We start from the raw sequence: 19,787 nt of genomic DNA, 5'->3' as shown, positions 1-19,787 counted from the left end.
GTCAGCCGTGCTCGGCCAGCGCGCAAGTCATCGCTTCCCGCGGCGCCTGCCGGCCGGTGAACAACTCCACCTGAGTGAACGCCTGGTGCAGCAGCATCTGCAGGCCGTTGATCGCGGTGCCCCCTGCCGCGGTCACCGCGGCCGCCAGCGGCGTGGGCCAGGGCTGGTAGATGGCGTCGAGCAGCACCGCGGTTCCGGACAGCGCCGCCGTGTGGGCGGCGGCCGCCGCGGCCGGGATGGTGCTGACGGTGGCCGCGGCGGCGCCGGCCAGTGCGGGCAGCGCCGGGTCGTCGAGGGCGCAGTAGCCGGTGGCCACGCCGAGCCGCTCACCGAGTGCGACCAGGCGGGCCGCTTTCTGCGGGTCGCGGGCGGCCACGGTGATGCCGTCGGCACCGAGTCCGGCGAGTGCGAGGACGGCCGCCGGTGCGGTGCCGCCCGAGCCGACCACCACGGCGGGGCCGGTGACCGAGCCCAGCGCCCCGGTCACCCCGTCGACGTCGGTGTTGTCGGCGAGCCACCCGCCCGGGGTGCGGACCAGGGTGTTGGCCGACCCGATCAGCGCGGCGCGGTCGGTGCGTTCGTCGGCGACCGCCAGGGCGGCGAATTTGCCGGGCATGGTCACCGACACCCCCACCCACTCCGGGCCGAACCCGGCGACCAGGCCGGGCAGCGCGGCGGCGTCGCACTCGATGCGCTGGTAGCTCCAGTCAGTCAGCCCCAGCGCGCGGTAGGCCGCCAGGTGCAGCACCGGGGAGCGGGAGTGCGCGATGGGTGAGCCGAGGACCGCGGCCTTGCGGGCGCGCTCAGCGCACACTGTCGAGGACACCGTTGCGTTTGGCCGTCTCGATGTTGGCCAGGTGTTGCTCGTAGTCGGCGGAGAACAAGGTGGTGCCCTGCAGGTCGACGGTGACGAAGTACAGCCACGGCCCGTCGGCGGGATGCTCGGCGGCCCGCAGCGCGTCCTCACCCGGCGAACAGATCGGGGTGGCCGGCAGGCCCTCGGTCATGTAGGTGTTCCACGGGGTCGGCTCGGCGCGGTCGGCGTCGGTGGTGGCCACCTCCTGGCGGTCCAGCCGGTAGTTCACCGTGGAGTCGAATTCCAGCTTGCGGTGCTGATGCAGCCGGTTGTAGATGACTCGCGCCACCTTCGGGAAGTCCGCCGGCTTGGTCTCCCGCTGCACCAGCGAGGCCACCGCCAGCACGTCGTAGGGCGACATCTCCAGCGGCTCGGCCGAGCGGGGCAGCCCCGCGGCGGTGTAGGCGGTGGCGCTGGCGCCGATCAGCCGCGACAGGATGGTGGTCGCCGATCCGGACGGGTCGACGTTCCAGGTGCCTGGGGTGATCAGCCCCTCGATGCGGCGGTGGTCGCGGCCCATCTGGGTGACCGGCAGCGCGGCCCATTCCGGCACCGACAGCATCGCCGGGCTGGCGGTGCCCGCCGCGGTGCGCAGGTCGTCGGCCTCGACGCAGTGGTCCACCCCGTCCAGCTCGACGCAGCTGGCCTGGGCGATCAGCGTGAAGATGCCCGGGGTGACCTCGTCGGTCTTCATGTCGATGGTGTCGTCGAGCTGGCGTCCCTCCGGGATCACCAGCCGGCCCACCCGGTTCTGCGGGTCGGCGAGGCGTTCGACGGCGCTGGCGGCCGGGATCACGGTACGCATCCGGTAGAAGCCGGGCTGGATGGCGGAAATCTTGTCGTTGCCGTGCGCGGCGTCGACGAAGGCGCGCACGGTGGCGACCACCCCGGTGTCCAGCAGGGTCTGGCCGACGGCGGTGGTGGTGTCGCCCTCGTGGATCTGGATCACCACGTCGCGTTCGCCGTCGCCGCGGAAGTCGCCGCGGTCACCGGCCAGGGTGTGCCACAGCTTCGCGCCGAGCACCACGGTTGCGACCACGACCACCGCCAGCAACGCGGTCACCAGGGTGCCGGTGATGCGTCGGCGGCGCCGCGCGCGTTCCCGGCGCATCCGCTGCGAGCGGGGCAGCCGGTGCCGGGCGGCGGGCCCGACGGCGACCGGCTTGGCGCGCCGCTGTCCCCAATCGTCAGTCACGCTCGGCACCTCCAGGCCGGGCGTCGGCGACCGCGCGACGCTCGTCGAGCCAGTTCTGCAGGATCGCCACCGCGGCGGCCTGGTCGATCACCGCGCGCTGCTGTTTGGCGCGGATCCCGGCCTGCCGCAGCGAGCGCTGGGCGCCCACGGTGGTCAGCCGCTCGTCGGCCAGCCGGACCGGCACCGCGACCCGGGCGGCGAGTGCGTCGGCCACCTCGATGGCGTCACGCGCCGACGGCCCGGTGCGGTCGGCGAGGGTGCGCGGCAGGCCCACGACCACCTCGACCACCGCGTGGTCGGCAGCCAGCGCGGCCAGCCGCCGCAGGTGGCCGCCGGAGCGGTCGCGGCGCACCGTCTCCACCGGGGTGGCCAGGATGGCGTCGGGATCGCTGACCGCGACACCGATCCGCACCGTGCCGACGTCGATGCCGAGGCGCCGGCCGCGGCCGGGATCGTCGGGGCCGGGCCGGTCGGGGCGGCGGTGTTCGGCGGTGGTCATCGGTCAGCTCCGGGCGATCTCGTCGCGCACCGCTGCCAGTGCCGCGTCGATGCCGGACGGGTCCTTGCCGGACCCCTGCGCCTGGTCGTCCTTGCCGCCGCCGCGGCCGGCGACCGCCGCCGACAGCGGTGCGATCAGCGCCGAGGCGCGCAGCCCGAGGTCGCGGGCGGCGTCGTTGACCGCGACGACGTAGGGTACGGCGCCGTCGGCGCCCTCGGCGATCAGCGCCACCACCGCCGGGTCGGCGCCCAGCCTGCCGCGGACGTCACCGACCAGGGAGCGCAGGTCGGCGCCGCTCATCGGACCAGACAACCGGTGCGCCACGAGTCGAACCTTACCGACCCGCTCGGCGCCGGCGGCCGCATCGGCCGCCGCGGCGCGGGCACCGGCCAACCGGGCCCGCTCGAGCTCCTTCTCCGCGGATTTGAGCCGCTCGACCAGGGTGGCGACCCGCGCGGGAACCTCCTCGGAGGGCACCTTGAGGGTGGACGCCAGCCCGGCCATCAGCGCCCGCTCCTTGGCGAGGTGGCGGAAGGACTCCAGGCCGACGTAGGCCTCCACCCGGCGCACCCCGGATCCGACCGAGGACTCCCCCAGCAGGGTGACCGGGCCGATCTGCGCGGAGTTGCGCACATGGGTGCCGCCGCACAGTTCCAGGGAGAACGGTCCGCCGATCTCGACGACCCGCACCCGGTCGGGGTAGCGCTCCCCGAACATCGCCATGGCGCCCATCGCCTTGGCCTTCTCCAGGTCCTCGTCGAAGGTGTGCACCGCGAAGTCGGCCTGCACGGCCTCGTTGGTCACCTCTTCGACCTGGCTGCGCTGCTCCTCGGAGAGCGGGCCCTGCCAGTTGAAGTCGAACCGCAGGTAGCCGGGCCGGTTCAGCGATCCGGCCTGCACCGCACCCGGGCCCAGCACCTGGCGCAGCGCGGCGTGCACCAGGTGGGTGCCGGAGTGGCCCTGGGTGGCGCCCTTGCGCCACTGCGGATCCACCGCCGCGGTGACGGTGTCGCCCTCCACGAACTCGCCGGACTCCACGGTGATGCGGTGCGTCCACAGGGTGTGCGCGATCTTCTGCACGTCGGTGACCGCGGCGCGGGCGGTGCCGTCGCCGCCGGTGACGGTGCCGACGTCGGCGATCTGCCCGCCGGACTCGGCGTAGAGCGGGGTGCGGTCGAGCACCAGCTCGACCCGCCCGGCGCCGACGGCGGTGTCGTGGGCCACCACCGGGACCCGGGCGCCGTCGACGAAGATGCCCAGGATGCGCGCCTCGGAGCTCAGCTCGTCGAAACCGGTGAACTCGGTGGGGCCGGCGTCGATCAGTTCGCGGTAGGCGGTCAGGTCGGCGTGGGCGTGTTTGCGGGCGGCGGCATCGGCCTTGGCCCGCTCCCGCTGCTCGGCCATCAGCGACCGGAAGCGGGTCTCGTCGACCTCGAGGCCGGCCTCGGCGGCCATCTCCAGGGTGAGCTCGATCGGGAAGCCGTAGGTGTCGTGCAGGGCGAAGGCGTCGGCGCCGGACAGCACCGTGGTGCCCGCCGCCCTGGTGGCCTGCGCGGCCTCGTCGAACAGCTTCGAGCCGGCGGCCAGGGTGCGGTTGAACGCGGTCTCCTCGGCCACCGCGATCCGGGCGATCCGGTCGAAGTCGGTGACCAGTTCCGGGTAGGAAGGGCCCATCGCGTCACGCACGGTGGCCATCAGGTCCCCGACGATCGGTTTCTCGATGCCCAGCAGCTTGGCCGAGCGGATCACCCGGCGCAGCAGTCGGCGCAGCACGTAGCCGCGGCCGTCGTTGCCGGGGCTGACCCCGTCGCCGATCAGGATCGCCGCGGTGCGGCAGTGGTCGGCGATGATGCGGTAGCGCACGTCGTCGGCGTGGTTGCCGGCGTCGTAGGGGCGGGCGGCCGACGCGGCCACGGTGTCCAGCACCGGGCGCAGCAGGTCGGTCTCGTAGACGTTGTGGACGCCCTGCAACACCAGCGCGACCCGCTCGATGCCCAGGCCGGTGTCGATGTTCTTGCGCGGCAGCGGGCCCAGGATCGGGTAGGACTCCTTGCCGGTGCCCTCGCCGCGCTCGTTCTGCATGAAGACGAGGTTCCAGATCTCCAGGTAGCGGTCCTCGTCGGCCACCGGGCCGCCCTCGGCGCCGAACTCCGGGCCGCGGTCGTAGTAGATCTCCGAGGACGGGCCGCAGGGTCCGGGAATGCCCATCGACCAGTAGTTGTCGGCCATGCCGCGGCGCTGGATGCGTTCCGGCGGCAGCCCGGCCACCTCCTGCCACAGCGCGATGGCCTCGTCGTCGTCGAGGTAGACGGTGACCCACAGCCGTTGCGGGTCCAGGCCGTAGCCGCCGTCGTCGACGGCGTTGGTCAGCAGCGCCCAGGCCAGCTCGATCGCCCGGCGTTTGAAGTAGTCGCCGAACGAGAAGTTCCCGGCCATCTGGAAGAAGGTGTTGTGCCGGGTGGTGATCCCGACCTCGTCGATGTCGGGGGTGCGGATGCACTTCTGGATGCTGGTGGCGGTGGTGTACGGCGGGGTGCGCTGGCCCAGGAAGTAGGGCACGAACTGCACCATGCCGGCGTTGACGAACAACAGGTTGGGGTCGTCGAGGATCACCGAGGCGCTGGGCACCTCGGTGTGGCCGGCCTTCACGAAGTGATCGAGGAAGCGTTTCCTGATCTCGTGTGTCTGCACGTCTCCGCCGTCCTTGTATGCGTGGGTTCGACCGCACCACAGTACCGGCCCGCCGCGCGGTCCCTCACCGACGAGCCGGGCCCGCGGTCATCCGCCCAGAAAGCTCAATCGGACCGAGCGGCGCGGGTTGTCGCGGTTGAGGTCGACCAGCACGATGCTCTGCCAGATCCCCAACAGCGGCTCCCCGCCGCGCACCGGCACCGTCACCGACGGGGCGACCAGCGCGGGCAGCAGGTGGTCGGCGCCGTGGCCGGGCGACCCGTGGGCGTGCCGGTAGCGGTCGTCGCGCGGCAGCAGCCGCTCGAGGGCGTCGACGAGGTCGGCGTCGGAGCCCGCGCCGGTCTCGATGATGGCGACCCCGGCCGTGGCGTGGGGCACGAACACGTTGCACAGCCCGTCGGCGTGCCCGGCGCAGAACCCGCGCACCGCGTCGCTGAGATCCACGATGCGCCGGGTGGCGGTGTCGACTTCCAGCACGTCGGTGTCCATCGCCTCAGCCTATCGACGGTTGAATCCGCCCGCCGGGGGGAGGAAAGTGGAGGGCAGACCGGCGGCGTCGCCGGGGCGTCGCCCCGACCTGGCAAGGAAGTGCGCCATGTTTGCACGCTCGACGACTGTTTTCGCCCATCCCGCGTTGATCGACGACGGTGTCGCCCACATCCGGGACCGGGTTATGCCGGTCATGCAGGGCATCGACGGCTACGTGGGCCTGTCGCTGCTGGCCGACCGCCGCTCGGGGCGGTGCATCATCACCAGTTCCTGGCTGGACCGCGAGCTGATGCACGCCAGCGCGGCCTGGGTCGGTCCGATGCGCGACAGCGCCGCCGAGGTGTTCGGTGGCCCCGCCCGGGTCGCCGAATGGGAGATCAAGGTGCTGCACCGGGGCCGGCTCACCCGCCGCGGGGCGGTCGCGCGGTGCACCTGGGCCAAGGCCGACCCCGACCAGCTGGACCGCTGGGTGGGCAATTACCGGGCGGCGGCGCTGCCGGCCATGGACGGGCTCGACGGGTTCTGCAGCGCCAGCCTACTGGTGGACCGCCGGTCCGGGCTGGCCGTGTCGTGTTCGTCGTTCGAGGATCGTGATGCCCTGGACCGCACCCGCGATGAGGCGTCGACGGTGCGCGCGGACCTGCTGCGGATGCTCGGTGCCACCCAGGTCGACGTCGGTGAATTCGAGCTCGCGGTCGCGCATCTGCGGGTGCCGGAGCTCGTCAGCTGATTCTCGGCTAATCGCGCCGGCGGCGGATGATGGCCCGCAGCCGGCCCACCCGGGTGCCGATGTCGCGTTCGGCGCCGCGGCCGGTCGGCCGGTAGTAGTCGGTGCCGACCAGCTCATCGGGTGGGTATTGCTGAGCGACCACCCCGTCGGGGTCGTCGTGGGCGTAGCGGTAGCCCTGCGCGTGGCCCAGCCCGGCGGCGCCGGAGTAGTGGCCGTCGCGTAGGTGGGCGGGCACCATTCCGGCCTTGCCCGCCTTGATGTCGGCCATCGCCGCGCCGAGGGCGACGGTGACGGCGTTGGATTTGGCGGCGGTGGCCAGGTGCACGGTGGCGTGGGCGAGGGTGAGTTGGGCTTCGGGCATGCCGATCAGGGCGACGGTCTGGGCGGCGGCGACCGCGGTGGGCAGCGCGGTGGGATCGGCCATGCCGATGTCCTCGCTGGCCAGGATCATCAGCCGCCGGGCGATGAACCGCGGGTCCTCCCCGGCCACCAGCATCCGGGCCAGATAATGCAGGGCGGCGTCGACGTCGGAGCCGCGTACCGATTTGATGAACGCGCTGATGACGTCGTAGTGCTGGTCGCCGTCCCGGTCGTAGCGGATGGCCGCCTCGTCGAGGGCCTGCTCGACGGCGGCGCGGTCGACCTGCTCCCCCGTTTCGGCGGCCACCTCGAGTGCGGTCAGGGCGCGGCGGGCATCGCCGGCGGCGAGGCGGACCAGCAGGTCCAGTGCGTCGTCGGTGACCGGGATACGCCCGTCCAGTCCGCGCGGGTCGTCGATGGCGCGGCGCAGCACGGCGCGGACGTCGTCGGCGCCCAGCGGGCGCAGCTGCAGGATCAGCGAGCGCGACAGCAGCGGCGCGACCACCGAGAAGGACGGGTTCTCGGTGGTGGCGGCCACCAGCAGCACCACCCGGTTCTCCACCGCCGACAGCAGGGCGTCCTGCTGGGTTTTGGAGAACCGGTGCACCTCGTCGATGAACAGGACGGTTTGTTCGCCGTGGATGGCGGCGCGGCGTGCGGTGTCGATGACGGCGCGGACGTCCTTGACCCCCGCCGACAGCGCCGACAACGCCTCGAAGCGGCGGCCGGTGGCGCCGGAGATCAGCGACGCCAGGGTGGTCTTGCCGGTGCCGGGCGGCCCGTAGAGGATGACCGAGGCCGCGCCGGAGCCGTCGACCAGCCGCCGCAGCGGCGAGCCGGGACCCAGCAGGTGGTCCTGGCCCACCACCTCGTCGAGGGTGGCCGGGCGCATCCGTACCGCCAGCGGAGCCCCGGCCGCCGGGGCGGCCGGTCCGCTCGGCTGCTCGGGGCCGGGCTCGTCGAACAGGCCGTCGGTCACGGTCTCAGGCATACCACGCGGCGGTGACCGGGGTCAGGGGCGCAGCGGGCGGCCCTGGGCATCGCGCACGCTGCCGGTGAGGATCAGGATCCCGTCGATCAGCCCCCAGATCCAGCCGACGATCCCGAAGGTCAGCGTGGTGACGAGCAGCTGGGCGACCCCCATCCCGATGTGGCCGAGGTAGAACCGTCCGACGCCGAACGAGCCGAGGAAGATCTGCAGCAGTCCCGCGGCGATCTTGCTCTTCTCCGAGTAGGCGGCGCCGTGGGCGTCGACACCGAACGGCGCCCCGTAGTTGGCCGGGCTGTACTGCGGTGGGTAGTCCGGCGGCGGATAGCCGGACGGCGGCGGATACGCGGGGCCGGACTGCTCGGTGAACGGGTCGTGATCGGGGGTGCTCACAGGTTCCTCCTAGGTCCAGCCAATCTACCGGCGCACCGCGGTGACGAAGTCGATCAACTCCTCCACCCGGCCGATCAGCTCCGGTTCCAGATCGGTCCAGTCGCGCACCCGGCCGCGGATGCGCTGCCAGGCGGCGGCGGTGTCGGCCTGGGTGGCGTGCGGCCATCCCAGGGCGGCGCACACCCCCTTCTTCCATTCGACGTCCCGTGGGATCCGCGGCCAGGCTTTCAGCCCGAGGCGGGCCGGTTTGACCGCCTGCCAGATGTCGACGTACGGGTGTCCGACCACCAGGGTGTGGTCGCCGCCGGGGCCGCGCCGGACCGCCTCGGCCAGCCGGCCCTCCTTGGAGCCGGTGACCAGGTGGTCGACGAGCACGCCGAGCCTGCGGTGCGGGCCGGGCCGGAAGTCGGTCACGATGTCGACCAGGTCGTCGATCCCGCCGAGCGGTTCGACGACGACGCCCTCCACGCGCAGGTCGTCGCCCCACACCTGCTCGACGAGTTCGGCGTCGTGGCGGCCCTCCACGTAGATCCGGCTGGCCAGGGCGACCTTCGCGCGGGCGTCGGGCACGGCCACCGAGCCGGACGCGGTGCGCGCCGGTGCCGTCGGGGCGCTGCGCCGGGGGGCGGTGAGGATCACCGGCTGCCCGTCGATGAGGTAGCCGGGGCCGACCGGGAACTGTTTGGTACGTCCGTGCCGGTCTTCGAGTTGCATGCGCCCGTATTCGACGCGGGTGACCGCCCCGACATAGCCGGTCTGCGCGTCCTCGACGACCAGGCCGATCTCGACCGGTCGCAGCTCCGAGCGGGGTTTGCCGGCGGTGTGTGGATTGTGGGCCAGAACATCACGGCCGTAGCGATCGGTCACGAGACACGATCTTATGGCCGTGCCCAATCGATCCCCGCGGACCGACATTCACTCTAAGCTGCACGATTGTGTTCGATGACTACGACTTCGACGATGACGACGACGAAGTCGATGACGATGACGACGACTTCGACGACGACGAAGACGGCGGCCGTCGCGGACCCAAGCGGGACAACAGCCTGAAATTGGCGCTGGGGCTGGTGGTTTTCCTGGCGGTGGTCGCGGTCGCCGCGATGGCGCTGGTCGTCTTCGGTGGCGGCGATTCCGCCACCTCGGCACGGGACGGCGCCGAGCCGGGCCGCACCGGCGAGATCGCCAGCGCCACCGACACCGGCCCGGTCGGTGTCATCATCGCCGATCCCACCTGCACGTCGTGGACGACGATCAACGACACCCTCAGCTCGGCCGGGGAGGGCAAGTGGAACGACCGGGACCGGTCGCTGCCCGCGTCGGAGTGGACCCCCGAGTTGCAGCAGATGCACATGGGCGCCGCGGCGGTGTTGCGCAGCGCCGCGGCGCAGGCGGTCGGGCTGGCCAAACTGACCCCGCACCGGGTGATGCGGGAACTCTACGAGCAGTTCATCGCCTATGGCCGCGCCTACGCCGAGAAGGTGCCGCAGTACACCCCGGCGGACAACAACCTGGCCGAGGCCGCCAACAGCGCCGCCTCCGCGCTGGGGGCGATCTGCCGCGCCATCGACGACGGTTCGGCGGCGTCCCGTGGGCCGCTGGCTCCGCTGCAGGGCCCGCCGGAGTTGACCGCCACACCGGCCGACCCCACCAACCCGGTGCCGTTCCTGGCCGCGGCCAACCCGGTCTGCCGGGATTGGCGGACCACGTTGCGCGACTACATGGCCAAGACCGCCGACTGGCAGCAGATGGACCCCAGCCTCGCCGCGATCCTGTGGAACCCGCAGCAGAAGGCGGTCAATGTGGCTGCGGCACAGGTGATGAGCACGCACGCCAACACCATCGAGCAACTCGGCCGCAACAGCGGAAACGCCACCCTGCAGGATTTCGCGATCCTCATCGCGCAGTACCAGCGGGCTTTCGTCGCGGCGATCATGACCTATACGCCGGCCGATCAGCATCTGGCCAACGCGGCCGCCTTCACCTCCGCTCTGGTCGACTCGGCCTGCACGATCAGCGGCGCATAACCGGAAATCGCCCGGCGGATCGGCGATTTCGGGGCAGAATCGGCATGTGGCCACGTGGCGGGACGTCGCCCGGCTGGTGGACGCGCTGCCGCTGACCGAGCGGTGTGCCGGACGCGACTGGCGGGTCGGGAAGAAGCTGGTGGTGTGGGAACGCCCCCCGCGCCACTCCGACCGCCATCACTACGCCCGGCCCGGGGCCGGCGGCGCCGACGGCGGCGACATCCTGGCGGCCCGGGTCCCCGACGAGGCGGCCAAGGCGGCGCTGATCGCCGAGCGGCCCGCGGTGTTCTTCACCACGCCGCACTTCGACGGCTACCCGGTGGTGCTGGTCCGGCTGGCTGCGATCGGCGTGGCCGAGCTCGAGGAGATCATCACCGGCGCCTGGCTGGTGCAGGCGCCCCGGACGGTGACCCGGGAATATCGCGGCCGGCGCGGCTGAGGCGCCGCTTCGCGGCGGTTCAGGTCTGCGGCGCGGCGTCGATCCCGGATTCTTTGCGTTGCTGCGGGGTGATCGGGGCCGGCGCGTCGGTGAGCGGGTCGACACCGCCACCGGATTTCGGGAACGCGATGACCTCGCGGATCGAGTCCACCCCGGCCAGCAGTGCGGTGATCCGGTCCCACCCGAAGGCGATCCCGCCGTGCGGCGGTGCGCCGTAGGTGAACGCGTCGAGCAGGAAGCCGAACTTCTCCTGGGCCTGGTCGGCGTCGATGCCCATGACCGCGAACACCTGCTCCTGGACGTCCCGGCGGTGGATGCGCAGCGAGCCGCCGCCGATCTCGTTGCCGTTGCAGACGATGTCGTAGGCGTCGGCGATGACAGCGCCGGGGTCGGCGGTGAGGGCGGCGGCCGAGTCGGTCTTGGGGGCGGTGAACGCGTGGTGCACCGCGGTCCAGGCCCCGGAGCCGACGGCCACGTCACCGGCGGCGGTGGCCTCGTCAACCGGCTCGAACAGCGGCGGGTCCACCACCCAGGTGAACGCCCAGGCGGCGGGATCGATGAGGTCGAGGCGGTGGGCGATCTCCCCGCGCGCGGCGCCCAGCAGCGCCCGCGACGCCTTGATCGGCCCGGCCGCGAAGAAGACGCAGTCGCCGGGTGCCGCGCCGACGTGCCCGGCCAGTCCGGCCCGCTCGGTGTCGGACAGGTTCTTGGCGACCGGGCCGCCCAGCTCGCCGTCCTCGCCGATCAGGACGTAGGCCAGGCCTTTGGCGCCGCGCTGCTTGGCCCATTCCTGCCAGCCGTCGAGCGTGCGGCGCGGCTGGGACGCCCCGCCGGGCATGACCACCGCGCCGACGTAGGGCGCCTGGAACACCCGGAACGGGGTGTCGTGGAAGAACTCGGTGCACTCGACCAGTTCCAGCCCGAACCGCAGATCGGGTTTGTCGGTGCCGAACCGGCGCATCGCGTCGGCGTAGCTGATCCGGGGCAGCGGGGTGGGCAGGTCGTAGCCGATCAGCGCCCACAGGGCGGCGAGGATCTCCTCGGCGACGGCGATGACGTCCTCGGCGTCGACGAAGCTCATCTCCAGGTCGAGCTGGGTAAACTCGGGCTGGCGGTCGGCGCGGAAGTCTTCGTCGCGGTAGCAGCGGGCGATCTGGTAGTAGCGCTCCATGCCGGCCACCATCAGCAGCTGTTTGAACAGCTGCGGGCTCTGCGGCAGCGCGTAGAAGGTGCCCGGCCGCAGCCGGGCCGGGACCAGGAAGTCGCGGGCGCCCTCGGGCGTGGAGCGGGTCAGCGTCGGGGTCTCGATCTCGATGAAGTCGCGGGCTGCCAGCACCGCGCGGGCTGCGGCGTTGACCCGGGAGCGCAGCCGGAGCGCCGCGCCGGGGCCGTCCCGGCGCAGGTCCAGGTAGCGGTGCCGCAGCCGGGCCTCCTCCCCCGGTGCCTCGTCGAGTTGGAAGGGCAGCGGTGCGGCTTCGCCGAGCACGTCGAGGCCGGTGACGTTGACCTCGATGTCCCCGGTGGGGATCTCGGGGTTGGCGTTGCCCTCCGGGCGGATCTCGACCACACCGGTCACGGCGATGCAGAATTCGGCGCGCAGCCGGTGGGCCTCGTCGAGCACGGCGTCGTCGCGGAAGACCACCTGCGCCACCCCGGAGGCGTCGCGCAGGTCGATGAAGATGACCCCGCCGTGGTCGCGGCGGCGCGCCACCCAGCCGGCCAGGGTGACCTGCTGCCCGGCGTGGGCGGATCGCAGGGAACCGGCGTTGTGACTGCGCAGCACAGCTACTCCTCGAGGGCGGGGCGGGAAACGATTGACCAGTCTAAGGCTGCCGGGCGGTGTGGTGCGCCGGGGCGGCATGTGATGGGCTGGGGGTCATCGGACCGGAGGTTTACAGGTGGGCCTGAAGAACAAGAAGCATCCCTGCCAGCGCGTCGACGTCGGGTTCATCGACACGGCGCCGTACCGCTTCGCCAACAGCGTCGAGTTGGCCATCACCCCCGAGCAGTTGTTCGAGGTGCTCGCCGACGCCGGGTCGTGGCCGCAGTGGGCGTCGGTGATCACCGACGTCACCTGGACCAGCCCGGCGCCCTACGGGGTGGGGACCACCCGGACGGTCACGATGCGCGGCGGGATCGTCGGCTACGAGGAGTTCATCGCCTGGGAGCCGTACACGTTCCTGGCGTTCCGGTTCAACGAGTCCTCCACCAAGGCGGTGGGGGCGTTCGCCGAGAGCTATCGGGTGGAGTCGACGGCGCAGGGCTGCCGGCTGACCTGGACGATGGCGCTCAAACCGCTGGGCCCGGCCCGGCTGGCGATGGTGGTGGCGCGGCCGGTGATGAACGTGATGCTCAAGTGGTTCCTGGTCCGGTTGCGGCGCTACACCGACCGGCGATTCGCTGCGGTGTAGCGCGCCGCTGTGGCCCCCGCGATTGCCGAAGACACCGGCAACGCGGGCGCGCGCACGCCAACGTGTGCGAAGCTGAGGTCGGCCGTGCCGGAAGCGCGGTCCGCCCAGAAAACCTGTGAGCGACGGAGCCTGCGATGACCTTCAACGAGGGTGTCAACATCGACACCAGCACCACCCGGGCCACCGGCGGGCGAGGCGGGGGCGGCCGCGGAATGGCCATGGGCGGCGGGTTGGCCGGCCTGCTCGTGGTGGTGGTGGCGATGTTCCTCGGGGTGGACCCCGGCGAGGTGATGCCGCCGGAGGCGAGCGCCCCCAGCGACGTGGCGCCGGGTTTCGACTTGAACAAGTGCAAGACCGGTGCGGACGCCAACAAGTACGTGCAGTGCCGGGTCGTGGCGACCGGCAACTCGGTGGACGCGACCTGGGCGCAGTTGTTGCCCGGTTACAAGCGACCCAGCATGCGGCTGTTCAGCGGCCAGGTGAACACCGGGTGCGGCATGGCGACCAGCGAGGTCGGCCCGTTCTACTGCCCGGCGGACCAGACCGCCTACTTCGACACCGACTTCTTCCAGGTGCTGGTCGACCAATTCGGCTCCAGCAGCGGCGCATTGGCGCAGGAATATGTGGTGGCGCACGAGTACGGCCACCATGTGCAGAACCTGGCCGGGACGCTGGGGCGGGCGCAGAGCGGCGCCAAGGGGGCCACCGGCGCGGGGGTGCGCACCGAGTTGCAGGCCGACTGCTACGCCGGGGTGTGGGCGCACTACGCGGCGATCACCAAGGATGAAAGCACCGGTGAGCCGTTCCTGCAGCCGCTGAGCGATCAGGACATCGCCGACGCACTGTCGGCGGCGGCGTCGGTCGGCGACGACCGGATCCAGGAGTCGATGACCGGGCGCATCAACCCGGATGCGTGGACCCACGGATCTTCCGAGCAGCGGCAGCACTGGTTCACCGTCGGCTACCAGAGCGGTGAGCCGGCGAAGTGCGACACCTTCGCCACGCAGGACCTGGGCTGAGGCCCGGCGACCCAACGGCACTGTCCCGACGGCGTCGCCTCCAACGGCGCAGCCCCTCCAACGGCGAAGCCCCCACCTGTTCGGGCGGGGGCTTCGTCGTGCCGGTGCGGGTTACAGCCAGCTGGAGCCGACCGCGCTGTCGGTGGACGACATGTTGTTGCCCGCGTTCTGCACCTTGGCGCCGTGGTCGTTGGCCTGCTGGTAGATCACCTGGAAGTTACGACCCAACTGCGCGATGAACTCCTGGCACGCCGCCGAACCGGCACCACCCCAAAAGTCCCCGGCCATCAACACATCCCGAATGATCGCCTGGTGCTCGGCCTCCAACGACGCCGCCTGCGCCCTGATCATCGCCCCATGGGCATTGACATCACCGAACTGGTAATTGATCGTCATCTGCTTATCCCTTCCAAAACCGAAGTGGTCGTCAGCTGCTCAGGCTCGACTGCGCCGCAGCTTCCTGCTGCTCATACACATTGGCGTCACGAATCAACCCGTCACGCACCCCGTGCAACATGTTCACGATGTTGCGAAACGCCGCCTGCATCTGCCCCATCGTGTCCAACGACGTCCGCTCCGCGATACCACTCCACCCGGCACCCGAGATGTTCTGCGACGACATGAACATCCGCCGCGCCTCATCCTCCACCGTCTGAGCATGCACCTCAAAACGCCCCGCCATATCCCGCATCATCTGCGGATCGGTCATAAAACGAGCTGCCATGATCAATCTCCTTTGAAACCTGTGGTCGTGAGTTGTGTTGCTCGCCTAGCGAGTTCAGGGGGCCGCGTGTCAGCCGCCCTTGGCTGACGCGGCGGCCTTGGCGCCGGCCTTGGCCATCGAGCCCAGGCCGCCGAAGCCGCGTCCGGCCAGTGCGCCCATCATCGCCTGGGCGAACGGCCCGCCGGGCATGCCCGCCTGGACGGTGGTCGGTGAGACCACCGTGGTGGCCGGCGGCACCGGCAGCGCGCGGGTGATGGTCTGGATGGCGCCGTCGGGCACCGAGAGACCGCCGATGCGCGAGGCGTTGGCCAGCTGGGCGCCGACCTGCTGGCCGATCTGCGAGCCCCACGAGGACAGCTGGTTGCTCAGCCCGGAGGTCAGGCCCTGCAGTTTGCCGCTGACCATCTCGTTGATGGCGTCCAGCAGTGAGCTGGTGCCGCCACCGCCGAGCTGGCCGAGACCGCCCAACCCGGTGCCCCCGGTGCCGCCCCCGCGGGTCAGGCTGGTGAGCATGCTGACCGGGGCGGTCATCATCCGGGCGGGAATGTTGAACAGCTCGGAGGCCGAACTCATCCCCGGCGTGGTCAGGATGCTGGCGGGATTGCTGACGATGCTATATACGTCCCCAAGAATCGGGATCGACGTCCCGATATCTCCGAGGCTGCCGAGCCCGGGAATTTCCGGAAGTGAGAGATTCGGCATAATTTCAGTGGCCAGACTCGGCTTAGCAACCATGGTTTCTTCGCCGGTGCTCATCCGCGAGACGGTTGGCGGCGGATGTTGCCGCTCGGTCGCCGGTCGCGCGGCGTGCGAAGCGGATTGGTATTGCAGCATCGCCATCACGTCGTCGGCCCAGTACATCTGGTATTCGGCCTCGCAAGCGGCGATCAAGCCGGTGTTCTGGCCCAGGATGTTGGTTGAGACCAGCGTGAGCAGGCGAACCCGGTTGGCCAGCACCATCGCCAGCGGAATCGAGGTGGTGCGCGCTTGTTCGAATGCGGCGGCGACGGCTCCCGCCCGTGCACCCGCGTCGGCGGCCTCGATCGATGACTCGTGCAGCCAGGCCACATATGGGCTGACCGCACCTTCCATCGCCAGCGCCGACGGCCCCGTCCACTCCGCGACCAGGCCGCCGGTCAGGGATTGGATGGTCTGGGCGGTTGTCTCGAGCTCGGCGGCGAGGTTCTCCCAGGAAACCGAGGCTTCCAGCATGGGCGCAGAACCCGGGCCCGAGGAGATCAGAAACGAGTTGATCTCCGGAGGAAAGAATGGAAACCCGAACCCCAGCATCTCAGTTACCGATCACTGAGCACTGGCCGCGTTGGCGGCCTCGGCGCTGGCGTAGGCGGCGGCGTTGGTACGCAACGTGTTGACGAACTGCTCGTGGATCGCCGCGGCCTGGGCTGCCATCGCCTGATACATCTGCGCATGCGCGGAGAACTGCGCCGCGGTCAGCGCTGAGACCTCGTCGGCGGCGGCGGGAGCCACCCCGGTGGTCGGGGCCGCCGCGGCGGCGTTGCCCGCATTCATCGAAGCGCCGATCGCCTCGAGGTTGCCGGCCGCTGCCATCAGCACGGCCGGCTCAGTCTTCACATACACCCGGTAACCCCCTTGGTCGAACCCGGAACCGAACCGAACATCGGCGACTGGCGCTGCCGCACCACCACGCTATTTACGCGCCGCCGAGTAGCGATTATGCCAAATCGATAGTGATCCACGCCACCCCCATCGTCGCGAACCTTAGCGATCCCTGACCAACCCGCCGCCTAGCGCGCTGGCCATGGCCCGGAACGCTACACCCCCGATCCGCCACAGGGAACCGTTTGGCATGGTCCTGGCCGGATTTTCACTACCCTACCCCGGCCGGCAGCCCAGACGGCCAATCGATGCGTCGCTTCGCTCAAGCTAACCGCTTCCTTAACGAGGGTGCCCGGGCCGTCTCGATGACGTCCGTGCGGTGGTCCGGTCACGCCGCGAGAGCAGGGCAAAACCCCCGGGGCCGCGGTGCCGGATACCTGAGCGTGTGCACACGCGGTCATCTCCACGCCGCTGTCACCGCGCTGACCTGTGCGGGCACAGTGCATCGACTGTGCTTTCACCCTCAACGCTTCTCTCCCCGCCCGTCAGGCGCCGGAAGCGAGCCTGTCCAGGATTGCCTGCAGCCGGTCTCGGCCGGCACTGTCCAGCGGCAACAGCGGTCGGCGCGGGTCGCCGGCGGACTCACCCAGCAACTCCAATCCCGCCTTGACGGTGGTGGCCAACCCGCCCGCAACGATGAACTCCAGCAGCGGGTTCAGCCGGTCATAGAGCGCCTGCGCTTTCTCCTGCTCACCGGCCCGTACCGCGGCGACCAGATCCAGGCAGGGCTGCGCGACCAGGTTGGGCGCCGAGGTGCACCAACCGGTCGCACCGGCCCGTAGCGCGTCGAGCACCAGCGGGTTGCTGCCGTTGTAGAACGGCAGCAACCCGTCGCTGAGTTCGGTGATCCGCTGCATCCTGCGCAGGTCCCCGGTGGATTCCTTGACCATGGTGACGTGTTCGATCGACTCGAACATCGAGACCAGCAACTCCGGGCTCATGTCGACTCCGGCGGTCGCCGGGTTGTTGTAGGCCATGATCGGGATGTCGATCGCGTCGGAGACCGCCCGGAAGTGCTCGGTGATCTCGCGGTCGTTGAGCTTCCAGTAGGACACCGGCACCACCTGCACCGCATCGGCGCCGGCCTGCTGGGCGTAGCGCGCACGGCGCACTGTTTCCGCGGTGGTCATCGCCGAGACCCCGACCAGCACCGGCACCGCCCCGTCGACCGCGGCGATCGTGGTGTCCACGACGGTGTCGAACTCCGCGTCGTCGAGGTAGGCCAGCTCACCGGTGCTGCCCAGCGGGGCCATGGCGTGCACACCGTCGGCGACCAGCCGTTTGACCAGGCCCGCCAATCGGGTGGTGTCGATCCCGTCGGCGGTGAACGGGGTGACCGGGTAGGCGATGACGTCGCGGATGTCGGACACGGGCTGGCTCCTCGGTCGGGTCGGGTCTCAGGCGGTGATCGCGTCGGGGTGGCGCGCCAGCGCCCGACGCGCGTAGTAGGCGAAGTTGGCTCTGCTGCGTTGCGGCGTCGAGGTCCAGTCGTGGGCCTCGCGGGCCAGTTTCTCCGGCAGCGGCGCGATGGGCCCGGCGGCCATGGCGGCCAACTGCAGCTGGGCGGCGCGCTCGATGAGCACGCCGAGTGTGCAGGCCTCCTCCACACTGGCGCCGACGACGATCTGCCCGTGATGGGCCAACAGGATCGCGCGCTTGTCCCCCAGCGCGGCCGCGATGATGTCGCCCTCTTCGTTGCCGACCGGCACCCCCGGCCAGTCCTTGAGGAACGCGCAGTCGTCGTATAGCGGGGTGGTGTCCATCTGCGAGACCACCAGCGGGGTCTCAAGCATGGACAGCGCCGCGACGTGGAACGGGTGGGTGTGCACGATGCAGTTCACGTCGGGTCGCGCCCGGTAGATCCAGCTGTGGAACCGGTTCGCCGGGTTGGCCATGCCGTCGCCTTCGAGGACGTTGAGGTCCTCGTCGACGACGAGCAGGTTGTCCTCGGTGATCTCGTCGAAACCCAAGCCCAGCCGCTGGGTGTAGTACGTGCCGGGTTCTTCGGCCCGGGCGGTGATCTGACCGGCCAGACCGGAGTCATGGCCGCGGTCGAACAGCGCGCGGCAGGTCAGTGCGAGTTTCTGGCGGGTGGTCCAGTCCGGCTCATCGACGTTGGCGGCCAGCTGGTCCTTCGCCCGGCCCATCAACGCTTCTTTGGATTCGGTGAACGTGGTTGCCATGCCGGCTCCTCAGATCGGAAACACTGACTCCACTATAGGACACTTTGTGTCATAGTGGCGGTGTGACCGCTCTGGTGCGCACGATCCGCCGGCAGCGAGGACTGACCCTGCAGGACCTCGCCGACGAAACCGGGCTGACCAAGAGCTACCTGTCGAAGGTGGAACGGGACCAGGCCACCCCGTCGATCGCCGCGGCGCTGAAGATCGCCGACGCGCTGCAGGTGGATGTGGCGCGACTGTTCTCCGCCGGTGACACCGGCGGACAGATCGCGGTGGACCGCACCGGCGGCGCCCAGCGATACCGCGCCCTGGCACCCGAATTGTTAGGCAAGGCGATGTCGCCGTTCGTCGTTCGCCCGGCCGACGGCGAGGCCGACGACCCCCACCCGGCCCACAGCGGCCAAGAGCTGGTGTTCGTGCGCACCGGCACGATCGAGTTGGACTACGGCGAGGACACCGTGACGCTCGGCCCCGGCGACAGCGCCTACTTCGACGCCTCGGTCGACCACCGGATCCGGGCGGTCGGCGACGAACCCGCGGAGGCGTTGGTCGTCGCCTACCACGAGCCCGGGGCCCGCTGACCGGGTCAGCGCCCGGCCGCACGGCCCGGGTGGGCTACCAGGGTCGGGTGGAGCAGGTGACGCCGCTACCGCCCTGCTCGGAGACGACCACCTCGCCGTCGACGGCGATCTCGCAACGGAATTCCGGGTTGATCCGCAGCCCGCCGCTCGCGGTGATCAGGGCCCACTGGCCCGGATCGGCCAACGTGGTGGTGTACACCAACGTCTGCCCGCCGGTGATCGGCGTGCGGTAGAGGGTCTTCAGGTACTTGTCCGGTTCGGCGTTGTAGGCGTCCATGCTGGGCGGGTCGGTCTCGATGTACCGGATGTCGCCGTGCAGGTCGCTGGTGGTGGTGATGGTGTAGGTGACCTCGTGGCCACCGGCCTCCGGGTCCGCGGCGGCAGCGGCTTGGCTGACCGCGACACCGGCGGCCGCCACCGCCAGCGCAGCCCCGACCGTGGTTGGAATTCGCATGTACGCCATATCGAGGCAGGTTACCGAAGCGTTACAGCCGCGCCGCAGTCCGCACCCGGCTCCCGCCGAGCGGCCGTAGCCCTGAAATCGACACCGATTCGGCGAAATCCGGG

The 19,787-nt window shown here is 70.8% G+C and carries 22 protein-coding genes; 6 read left to right on the top strand and 16 right to left on the bottom strand.

All coding sequences use genetic code 11. The features are described from left to right. Position 1: 1 nt before the first annotated feature. From AWC30_RS01880 to AWC30_RS01860, 5 genes are all read right to left on the bottom strand, one after another. Positions 2 to 814 (bottom strand): shikimate dehydrogenase, encoded by an 813-nt coding sequence (locus AWC30_RS01880; protein ID WP_234807903.1) that lies wholly within the window; start codon positions 812 to 814, stop codon positions 2 to 4. Continuing rightward, the gene (locus tag AWC30_RS01875) at positions 804 to 2,051 is read right to left on the bottom strand and encodes an endolytic transglycosylase MltG (RefSeq protein ID WP_085108062.1); all 1,248 of its coding nucleotides are present in this window, start codon (positions 2,049 to 2,051) and stop codon (positions 804 to 806) included. Before AWC30_RS01875 ends, AWC30_RS01880 begins: the two co-directional genes overlap by 11 nt. Continuing rightward, positions 2,044 to 2,550 (bottom strand): Holliday junction resolvase RuvX, encoded by a 507-nt coding sequence (gene ruvX, locus AWC30_RS01870; protein ID WP_085108059.1) that lies wholly within the window; start codon positions 2,548 to 2,550, stop codon positions 2,044 to 2,046. Before ruvX ends, AWC30_RS01875 begins: the two co-directional genes overlap by 8 nt. A gap of 3 nt (positions 2,551 to 2,553) precedes the next feature. Then, the gene (alaS, locus tag AWC30_RS01865) at positions 2,554 to 5,241 is read right to left on the bottom strand and encodes an alanine--tRNA ligase (RefSeq protein ID WP_085108056.1); all 2,688 of its coding nucleotides are present in this window, start codon (positions 5,239 to 5,241) and stop codon (positions 2,554 to 2,556) included. A gap of 87 nt (positions 5,242 to 5,328) precedes the next feature. Continuing rightward, positions 5,329 to 5,730: a secondary thiamine-phosphate synthase enzyme YjbQ gene (locus AWC30_RS01860; protein WP_085108052.1), complete on the bottom strand. Its 402-nt coding sequence runs from the start codon at positions 5,728 to 5,730 to the stop codon at positions 5,329 to 5,331. Between the two features lie 106 nt (positions 5,731 to 5,836). On the opposite strand from AWC30_RS01860, the gene AWC30_RS01855 reads away from it, so the two are divergent. After that, positions 5,837 to 6,460: a hypothetical protein gene (locus AWC30_RS01855; RefSeq protein WP_085108048.1), complete on the top strand. Its 624-nt coding sequence runs from the start codon at positions 5,837 to 5,839 to the stop codon at positions 6,458 to 6,460. A gap of 7 nt (positions 6,461 to 6,467) precedes the next feature. Here AWC30_RS01855 and AWC30_RS01850 read toward each other — a convergent pair whose 3' ends face one another. The 3 genes from AWC30_RS01850 to AWC30_RS01840 are packed head-to-tail and all read right to left on the bottom strand — an operon-like array spanning position 6,468 to position 9,068. Then, positions 6,468 to 7,811 (bottom strand): replication-associated recombination protein A, encoded by a 1,344-nt coding sequence (locus AWC30_RS01850; RefSeq protein WP_109561882.1) that lies wholly within the window; start codon positions 7,809 to 7,811, stop codon positions 6,468 to 6,470. 21 nt (positions 7,812 to 7,832) lie between these two features. Further along, positions 7,833 to 8,201: a TM2 domain-containing protein gene (locus AWC30_RS01845; protein ID WP_085108045.1), complete on the bottom strand. Its 369-nt coding sequence runs from the start codon at positions 8,199 to 8,201 to the stop codon at positions 7,833 to 7,835. Between the two features lie 24 nt (positions 8,202 to 8,225). Then, positions 8,226 to 9,068, bottom strand: a complete 843-nt coding sequence (locus AWC30_RS01840; protein WP_085108042.1) for a DUF3097 domain-containing protein — start codon at positions 9,066 to 9,068, stop codon at positions 8,226 to 8,228. Between the two features lie 68 nt (positions 9,069 to 9,136). Here AWC30_RS01840 and AWC30_RS01835 point away from each other — a divergent pair, with 68 nt between their 5' ends. Together AWC30_RS01835 and AWC30_RS01830 are read left to right on the top strand one after the other, a co-directional pair. Then, on the top strand, positions 9,137 to 10,225 hold the full coding sequence (locus tag AWC30_RS01835) for an ESX-1 system-associated protein (protein ID WP_085108039.1): 1,089 nt from the start codon (positions 9,137 to 9,139) through the stop codon (positions 10,223 to 10,225). A gap of 46 nt (positions 10,226 to 10,271) precedes the next feature. Continuing rightward, positions 10,272 to 10,664, top strand: a complete 393-nt coding sequence (locus AWC30_RS01830; protein ID WP_085108036.1) for an MmcQ/YjbR family DNA-binding protein — start codon at positions 10,272 to 10,274, stop codon at positions 10,662 to 10,664. A gap of 19 nt (positions 10,665 to 10,683) precedes the next feature. On the opposite strand, the gene aspS is transcribed toward AWC30_RS01830, so the two are convergent. Then, positions 10,684 to 12,447: an aspartate--tRNA ligase gene (gene aspS, locus AWC30_RS01825; RefSeq protein ID WP_085108033.1), complete on the bottom strand. Its 1,764-nt coding sequence runs from the start codon at positions 12,445 to 12,447 to the stop codon at positions 10,684 to 10,686. Between the two features lie 121 nt (positions 12,448 to 12,568). Here aspS and AWC30_RS01820 point away from each other — a divergent pair, with 121 nt between their 5' ends. After that, a complete protein-coding gene (locus tag AWC30_RS01820) occupies positions 12,569 to 13,075 on the top strand; it encodes an SRPBCC family protein (RefSeq protein ID WP_085108608.1) in 507 nt (168 codons plus the stop codon). A gap of 134 nt (positions 13,076 to 13,209) precedes the next feature. Beyond that, positions 13,210 to 14,094 carry a KPN_02809 family neutral zinc metallopeptidase gene (gene ypfJ / locus AWC30_RS01815; RefSeq protein ID WP_085108029.1) on the top strand — a complete coding sequence of 295 codons (885 nt, stop codon included), beginning with the start codon at positions 13,210 to 13,212 and terminating at the stop codon, positions 14,092 to 14,094. Between the two features lie 111 nt (positions 14,095 to 14,205). Here the strand turns inward: ypfJ and AWC30_RS01810 are convergent, their stop codons facing one another. The 6 genes from AWC30_RS01810 to AWC30_RS01785 all read right to left on the bottom strand — a co-directional run bounded on the left by AWC30_RS01810 (position 14,206) and on the right by AWC30_RS01785 (position 18,639). Further along, positions 14,206 to 14,490 carry a WXG100 family type VII secretion target gene (locus AWC30_RS01810; RefSeq protein WP_085108025.1) on the bottom strand — a complete coding sequence of 95 codons (285 nt, stop codon included), beginning with the start codon at positions 14,488 to 14,490 and terminating at the stop codon, positions 14,206 to 14,208. 31 nt (positions 14,491 to 14,521) lie between these two features. Then, positions 14,522 to 14,818: a WXG100 family type VII secretion target gene (locus tag AWC30_RS01805; RefSeq protein WP_085108022.1), complete on the bottom strand. Its 297-nt coding sequence runs from the start codon at positions 14,816 to 14,818 to the stop codon at positions 14,522 to 14,524. A 69-nt stretch (positions 14,819 to 14,887) separates the two neighbouring features. Further along, positions 14,888 to 16,108 carry a PPE family protein gene (locus tag AWC30_RS01800; protein ID WP_085108019.1) on the bottom strand — a complete coding sequence of 407 codons (1,221 nt, stop codon included), beginning with the start codon at positions 16,106 to 16,108 and terminating at the stop codon, positions 14,888 to 14,890. Between the two features lie 12 nt (positions 16,109 to 16,120). Continuing rightward, positions 16,121 to 16,417 carry a PE family protein gene (locus AWC30_RS01795; RefSeq protein ID WP_264000516.1) on the bottom strand — a complete coding sequence of 99 codons (297 nt, stop codon included), beginning with the start codon at positions 16,415 to 16,417 and terminating at the stop codon, positions 16,121 to 16,123. 524 nt (positions 16,418 to 16,941) lie between these two features. Continuing rightward, positions 16,942 to 17,826: a dihydrodipicolinate synthase family protein gene (locus tag AWC30_RS01790; protein ID WP_085108016.1), complete on the bottom strand. Its 885-nt coding sequence runs from the start codon at positions 17,824 to 17,826 to the stop codon at positions 16,942 to 16,944. Positions 17,827 to 17,853: 27 nt separating this feature from the next. Beyond that, positions 17,854 to 18,639, bottom strand: coding sequence for an aldolase (locus AWC30_RS01785; protein ID WP_085108012.1), 786 nt, complete (start codon positions 18,637 to 18,639; stop codon positions 17,854 to 17,856). A gap of 62 nt (positions 18,640 to 18,701) precedes the next feature. Here AWC30_RS01785 and AWC30_RS01780 point away from each other — a divergent pair, with 62 nt between their 5' ends. Next, positions 18,702 to 19,220, top strand: a complete 519-nt coding sequence (locus tag AWC30_RS01780; protein ID WP_085108009.1) for a helix-turn-helix domain-containing protein — start codon at positions 18,702 to 18,704, stop codon at positions 19,218 to 19,220. Between the two features lie 34 nt (positions 19,221 to 19,254). Here AWC30_RS01780 and AWC30_RS01775 read toward each other — a convergent pair whose 3' ends face one another. Next, the gene (locus AWC30_RS01775) at positions 19,255 to 19,674 is read right to left on the bottom strand and encodes an Rv2576c family protein (RefSeq protein ID WP_372507256.1); all 420 of its coding nucleotides are present in this window, start codon (positions 19,672 to 19,674) and stop codon (positions 19,255 to 19,257) included. Between the last annotated feature and the right edge of the window lie 113 nt (positions 19,675 to 19,787).

The sequence above is a fragment of the Mycolicibacillus trivialis genome (assembly GCF_002102395.1).
Classification (GTDB): Bacteria; Actinomycetota; Actinomycetes; order Mycobacteriales; family Mycobacteriaceae; genus Mycobacterium; species Mycobacterium triviale.
Note: the sequence above shows the minus strand (reverse complement) of the source record. Positions and strands in the feature narration are given on the sequence as shown.

Coding starts and splice junctions, on each gene's coding strand:
- ypfJ (WP_085108029.1), top strand. CDS start 13,210: ATGACCTTCAACGAGGGTGTCAACATCGACACCAGCACCACCCGGGCC.
- AWC30_RS01860 (WP_085108052.1), bottom strand. CDS start 5,730: ATGGACACCGACGTGCTGGAAGTCGACACCGCCACCCGGCGCATCGTG.
- AWC30_RS01850 (WP_109561882.1), bottom strand. CDS start 7,811: ATGCCTGAGACCGTGACCGACGGCCTGTTCGACGAGCCCGGCCCCGAG.
- AWC30_RS01785 (WP_085108012.1), bottom strand. CDS start 18,639: ATGGCAACCACGTTCACCGAATCCAAAGAAGCGTTGATGGGCCGGGCG.
- AWC30_RS01800 (WP_085108019.1), bottom strand. CDS start 16,108: ATGCTGGGGTTCGGGTTTCCATTCTTTCCTCCGGAGATCAACTCGTTT.
- AWC30_RS01775 (WP_372507256.1), bottom strand. CDS start 19,674: ATGCGAATTCCAACCACGGTCGGGGCTGCGCTGGCGGTGGCGGCCGCC.
- AWC30_RS01810 (WP_085108025.1), bottom strand. CDS start 14,490: ATGACGATCAATTACCAGTTCGGTGATGTCAATGCCCATGGGGCGATG.
- AWC30_RS01805 (WP_085108022.1), bottom strand. CDS start 14,818: ATGGCAGCTCGTTTTATGACCGATCCGCAGATGATGCGGGATATGGCG.
- ruvX (WP_085108059.1), bottom strand. CDS start 2,550: ATGACCACCGCCGAACACCGCCGCCCCGACCGGCCCGGCCCCGACGAT.
- AWC30_RS01855 (WP_085108048.1), top strand. CDS start 5,837: ATGTTTGCACGCTCGACGACTGTTTTCGCCCATCCCGCGTTGATCGAC.